The sequence below is a fragment of the Microcystis sp. LEGE 00066 genome (assembly GCF_015207925.1).
GTDB classification, from domain to species: Bacteria; Cyanobacteriota; Cyanobacteriia; order Cyanobacteriales; family Microcystaceae; genus Microcystis; species Microcystis ichthyoblabe_A.
On record NZ_JADEVX010000231.1, the window covers coordinates 1 to 5,779 of the forward strand.

At 44.0% G+C, this 5,779-nt stretch carries 3 protein-coding genes and 1 pseudogene; 2 read left to right on the forward strand and 2 right to left on the reverse strand.

Features of this window, described 5'->3' with window-relative positions:
* Positions 1–122 precede the first annotated feature (122 nt).
* Complete coding sequence (gene crtH, locus IQ224_RS20980; protein WP_002745748.1) at positions 123–1,634, reverse strand: carotenoid isomerase; 1,512 nt, start codon at positions 1,632–1,634, stop codon at positions 123–125.
* A 636-nt stretch (positions 1,635–2,270) separates the two neighbouring features.
* Between crtH and IQ224_RS20985 the strand changes: the two are divergent.
* Positions 2,271–3,998 (forward strand): annotated as a pseudogene (locus IQ224_RS20985) (polysaccharide biosynthesis protein); the annotation flags it as partial.
* Positions 3,999–4,319: 321 nt separating this feature from the next.
* Here IQ224_RS20985 and IQ224_RS20990 read toward each other — a convergent pair.
* Positions 4,320–4,508, reverse strand: a complete 189-nt coding sequence (locus IQ224_RS20990) for a hypothetical protein (protein WP_079205920.1) — start codon at positions 4,506–4,508, stop codon at positions 4,320–4,322.
* Positions 4,509–4,710: 202 nt separating this feature from the next.
* Between IQ224_RS20990 and cobW the strand changes: the two genes are divergently transcribed.
* Positions 4,711–5,745, forward strand: coding sequence for a cobalamin biosynthesis protein CobW (cobW, locus tag IQ224_RS20995; protein WP_194033454.1), 1,035 nt, complete (start codon positions 4,711–4,713; stop codon positions 5,743–5,745).
* Positions 5,746–5,779: the final 34 nt, after the last annotated feature.

A 5,779-nucleotide genomic window follows, 5' to 3' on the forward strand; every position in this document is an offset into this window, starting at 1 on the left:
GGGATGAAGGTATGATAGCGAGATATGTAAAAGAACAAGATAAAGAATACCTGCAGCTACACCAAAATCTACAATTGAGTCTATTTTGATTCTGATACCCCGTCCGCTTGCGGCGGGGTAGTTCATTCTCTGGGACGGGGTAAACCCAGATCTACCGATAGAAGATGACTGCAAGCAAAACCAGAAAAGGCCACCGCGTTTAATCCTTGACCGGGGAAGGTACTATCTCCCACACAATAAAGATTAGGAATAGCTGTGCGATTAAAGGGCATTCCTAATAAACCTAACAGTTTTCTTCGCGGTATTGGGCCGTAACTGCCATCGATTCTATTCAAAAAGCGGCGATGGGTGCGGGCCGTGCCAATTTCGATATAATCTAATCCTGTATCTAGTTTGGGAAAGAGTTTTTTCAGGCGCTCGATGAGACGATGAGCAGCGGCCTCTTTTTTCTGTTGATATTCTTGGGGAGGCAGTTTTTGCCATTGATCAATCCAGCTAGGGGTGAAAGTATGAATGATATGATGGTCTGGAGGTGCTAGGGAGGGATCGAGTAAGGTAGGAATAGAAACAAAGATAGTTCCCTGTTCTGCTTCCATATTTTCCCAATCTTCTAGTAAAATATGGTGACATTCGCTTCCTGATGGTAATACATCGGCCTTAACTCCCAGATGCAAACTTAGGAAACTGGGGGATTTTTGATAGCGTTTTTGCCATTTTTTTTCGCTGCCCGGGAGAGATTCCGGGGGGAGTAGTTTCTCGAAGGTATCCCAACGGGTGGCATTAGAAACAATCTTTTTAGCGTAATATTCCTTCCCATTGGTCAATCTTACCCCGATCGCCCGTCCTGCATCTAAAATAATCTTATTCACTCTCGCTTGATACTGGATTTCACCACCAGCTTTTTCCAATCCCGCGACTAACTTGAGAGCAATCTGTCCCACTCCCCCCCGGGGATAGTTAATTCCCCCGTAATGGCGATCGCTAAAGACCATTCCCGCATTAATCATCGGAGTGCGATCGGCGGGTACTACCGACCAACAATAACATTCCATATCGATAAATTTCAATAATTTCGGGTCTTTAATATATTTTCTGGCCACATCTCCCGCATTTTGGGGTAAATACTTGACCAATCCCAAACAGGATAAAGGATGCTGGAAAAAAACCCTAGTCAGATAGCGGGGTTCTTCCAGCGATAGTAAATCCATACTATTGAGACAATTAAAAACCTGCCAGCATTCATCGTAAAAGCGCCGGATACCAGTTTTTTCTGCGGGAAAATGGCTAATTAATTCCTGTAAAAATTGTTCGTAGTCGCGATGAACTTTTAAGTCTAATCCGTCCGGGAGATGATAATGGATCTGGACGGGATCGGCAATGGTTTCGATACTCATATCCACCGCTGCCAAAGCTTTGGTTAAGAGGTTAGTCGTCCCCTTTTTGCCAAAACCAAAAATCATCGAAGCACCCACATCAAAACGATAACCCTCTCGTTCAAAATAACCCGCGCTGCCCCCCGGAATCAGATAACTCTCTAAAACCAAGACTTTTGCTCCTTTTGCCGCTAATTGCGTCGCTGTCACCAATCCCCCGATTCCCGACCCAATCACGATCGCATCGTACTGATTACTCATAACTTGACTCGATAAATTTTTGCATCAATTCTTGATTGTAACCCTTGACTAGCGGTCATCTATCGGCTAGTTTGGGGGAGCAAAAAATTTTTAGGGAGCGATGAAAAGTTGCTAAAAGGAAAAAAGTCCGGCTCTCTTATTCTTTGTGTGATCTCGCGTAGCGAGCGCGTTGCGACCAGTTTAACTTACTCTAGAAGCGATCAATCTTTGTGTACTCTGTGTCTGGAGTGGTTCCTTCCACTCCCTCGCCAGCAGGACTGTATCTTAGAATATATTTTACCCACCAAACCTAAGAGAGCCAAAGTCCTGACAAATCCCGCCACTTGACATAATTGGATTTAGGTGATATTATCCTCTGGAAAGACGGACAGTGCTACTGTTATAAAAAATATTGGCTCTTCTCGTTTGTGTATGGAAGAGAGAAGAATAGGGGTAGTTTTCCGTAAATATATTCTTCAAAGCCTTGCCTAGCAAGACTCGTCTGAATAATAAGCACTGATTACCAGACAAAGTCGAGAGGAGCCAAGTAATTTACCTTAAGATTAATTAATCAATTGGATAATGTATAGAAAACTGGCGAACAAAATCCTTAAATTGGCTAATTACCTATCTAGGTCATCGAAGCGATCTCTTTTAATGATCACCGACTGCCTTGTTTTTTGTCTAACCATCTATCTGGCCTTCTCTCTCAGGTTGAATCTGAGCCTCGAATATCGGGAAATTAGACCTTTTTTAGAGCCAATATTGGGCTTAATTGCCATTAAAACTCTAGTTTTCTATCTCAAAGGTATTTACCGTCCCGTAGTACGTTATACAGGATTAGAGTTTCTTTCCTCCGTACTGCAAGCGGTTCTCTATAGTTCAGGGTTTTTAATCATTCTGGCCTACTTTCAAGGGGATGCCTTTTTGCCGCGTTCAGTCCTGATTATCGACGCATTGTTAACCCTAGTATTGGTTATCGGGGTGAGATTGTTGATTCGTTCTGTCTTTCACCGTCTGAATATTTACGTCAGTAGTGTCGATAGAGAACCGACAATTGTTATCTATGGTGCGGGGGTTGTGGGTCGTCAATTGGCACGTTCCCTACAAAATGACCCCCACTATCGTTTATTGGCCTTTGTTGATGATAATCCCGATTTGCAGCACCGAGTGATCCAAGGCTTTAGGGTTTATCCCCCCTCTCAATTGGCACTACTGCACCAAAAAACAGCCTTTGACTGGGTTATTCTCGCTATTCCTAATGTAGCCAAGGCCAGAAAGCGGCAAATCATCGAAAGTCTAGAAACTTTACCCATCGACATTAAAACCGTTCCTCCCCTCTCAAAAATTTTATCGGGAGAAACGACCATCAATCAGATTCGCAGTGTCGATGTCTCGGAATTATTAGGACGGGAAGAAATTCTACCTCATCCCGAACTTTTGGGAAAAAATGTCACCGGTAAAGCGGTGTTAGTCACCGGGGGTGGTGGTTCCATCGGTTCGGAATTATGCCGACAAATCGCCTTCCTCAACCCAAAATGCCTGGTAATCTACGAATTAAACGAGTTTTCTCTCTACAAAATCGATCTTGATTTAAGCGAAAATTATAGCGATTTACGCAAGTATGCCTATCTAGGCAATGTTCTCGACCGCAATCATCTAGACCGAGTCATCCAACAACACCAAATTGAGACAATTTATCACACGGCCGCCTATAAGCACGTTCCCCTTGTGGAAACCAATGCTAGTCAAGGGGTTTACACTAATGTTTGGGGAACCTTAAATGTCGCTCAGACCGCGATCGAGAATTCAGTTAGTAATTTAGTTCTCATTTCCACCGATAAGGCCGTCAGACCGACTAACATTATGGGGGCCAGTAAACGCTGTGCTGAGTTAGTCGTGCAAGCTTTGGCCGCTTTACCCGACACTTCCACCCGTTGCGCTATCGTCCGCTTTGGCAATGTTCTCGATAGTAGCGGTTCCGTGGTGCCGCGTTTCCGGGAACAAATCGCCCAACGTAAGAATATTACCCTCACCCATCGCGATATTATTCGCTATTTTATGTCTATTCCAGAGGCGGTGCGTTTGGTTATACAAGCGGGAGCCATGGCTAAGGGGGGTGAGGTATTCCTGTTAGATATGGGTGAACCGGTAAGAATTTACGATTTGGCCCTACAGATGATTCGTTTAAGTGGCTTGGAATTAGGGCAAGATATCGATATTGAAATCACGGGATTAAGACCGGGGGAAAAACTCTACGAAGAATTATTAATCGATACCGATAAAGCTCGTCCCACCTCTCACCCAAAGATTTTTTGCGCTCATGAACACTTTCTTGCTTGGGAGGAATTGCAAATCAAATTAGAACAACTGCTTAATTCTATTGGCTCTTCGTTACTTGTTATGGTTCGATAGGGGGGCATAAATCAACAAAATCTTTATCTGGTAAGGGATTTAATTGATTAGTTCGCTTTAGATAAAAAACAATTGACAAAAATCGCCCAATGTCTTTCTCTATAAGGGTTCCATCCCTTATAACTCCCGTCTATTGCATAAGACAAACCGAAGAACCATTCTATTCAAGTTAATGACCGTCAGGGCCTAGTTAAGTCCCTACAAGATTTAGTTCCCGAATACCGGCCCCCGCAGCAAATGGCAAGTAATTTGTCAAATCAAAAGTGAAAAAGAGGAGTTTTATCTCTCCTCTTAATCTAATTGAACCGAATGCTCTTGTTTTAATTGCTTTTGGATAGCTTTTACCGTCTGCTCAATTTTATTGATTCCGCGAGAAGAAGGGCGATTTACTCTATCAGCTAGAGGAGAAGTTTGTTGAATAGCAATGCTTAAATAAAGAGGAAAAGCGAGGGTAAAGGCTAAAAAAAGACGTTGTAACATGATCCACTCCCACAAAAGTTTTTCAGCGATTATTTAGCCGGCTGAAACTTCTAACAGAATAACGACTAACTAGGAAAATTTCAGCTAGTTTGTGACAGTCTGGCAATTGGTGGGGCAATCCTAAAGAATTAGAGCTGAAACCCTCAACCCTAGACCAAGAGTCTGATACATTGATCTAAGAATATGATCGATCGCCCTATCTATGCATAAAATTCCAGTTACTGTGATCACGGGTTTTCTGGGTGCGGGAAAAACTACCCTCATCCGTCATCTACTGCAAAATAATCAAGGCCGCCGGGTGGCCGTTATGGTCAATGAATTCGGAGAAGTGGGAATTGATGGTGATTTGTTGAAAAGTTGTCAGACCTGCGACGACAACCCTAACGATAATATTGTGGAATTGACCAACGGTTGTCTGTGCTGCACAGTACAGGAAGAATTTCTCCCCACCATGCAGAAATTGCTGGAGCGACGGCAACAGTTGGATTGTATGCTGATCGAAACTTCCGGATTAGCTTTACCTAAACCTCTGGTTCAAGCTTTTCGCTGGCCGGAAATCCGCAACGGGGCCACGGTGGACGGAGTAATCACGGTGGTGGATGGTTTTGCTATCGCTAGGGGTCGTCTGGTGGCGGATTTGGACGCTTTAACTGCACAAAGGCAAGCAGATCCCAATTTAGAACACGAAACGCCTATTGAGGAGTTATTTGAGGATCAGTTAGCCTGCGCTGACCTGGTACTCTTAACTAAAACCGATCTCATCAGCGAAATTGAATTAGAAAAAATTATTAATTGGCTGAAAACACAACTGCGATCGACGGTCAAAATAGTTACTTGTGCCGATGGACAAATTAGCCCCGATGTGCTACTGGGATTTAATGCCGCCGTCGAGGATGATTTAGCTAGTCGTCCTAGTCATCATGATCACGAGGAAGAACACGATCACGATGAGGAGATCAATTCCGTGCAGTTTTGCCTCGATTCTCCCGTAGATGCCCGAATTTTGACCCAAAGGATTAAAGAATTGGTGGCCCGAGAAGAAATCTATCGGGTTAAGGGATTTGTTAATGTGGCCCATAAACCGATGCGTATGGTGTTACAGGGAGTCGGTGATCGCTTTGATTCTTTCTTCGATCGACCCTGGCAATCCACGGAAACGCGGCAAACTCGCTTGGTCTTTATCGGCCGCTCCCTCGATAGTCAGAGAATCGAGCAGGCCTTAACTAGGGTTTGCTGAAGAATTTCCTAGGGACAGGGTGTGGGGTGTGGGG

Excerpts from the sequence above, each read along its gene's own strand:
- crtH (WP_002745748.1), bottom strand. The coding sequence starts at position 1,634 with ATGAGTAATCAGTACGATGCGATCGTGATTGGGTCGGGAATCGGGGGA.
- IQ224_RS20990 (WP_079205920.1), bottom strand. The coding sequence starts at position 4,508 with ATGTTACAACGTCTTTTTTTAGCCTTTACCCTCGCTTTTCCTCTTTAT.
- cobW (WP_194033454.1), top strand. The coding sequence starts at position 4,711 with ATGCATAAAATTCCAGTTACTGTGATCACGGGTTTTCTGGGTGCGGGA.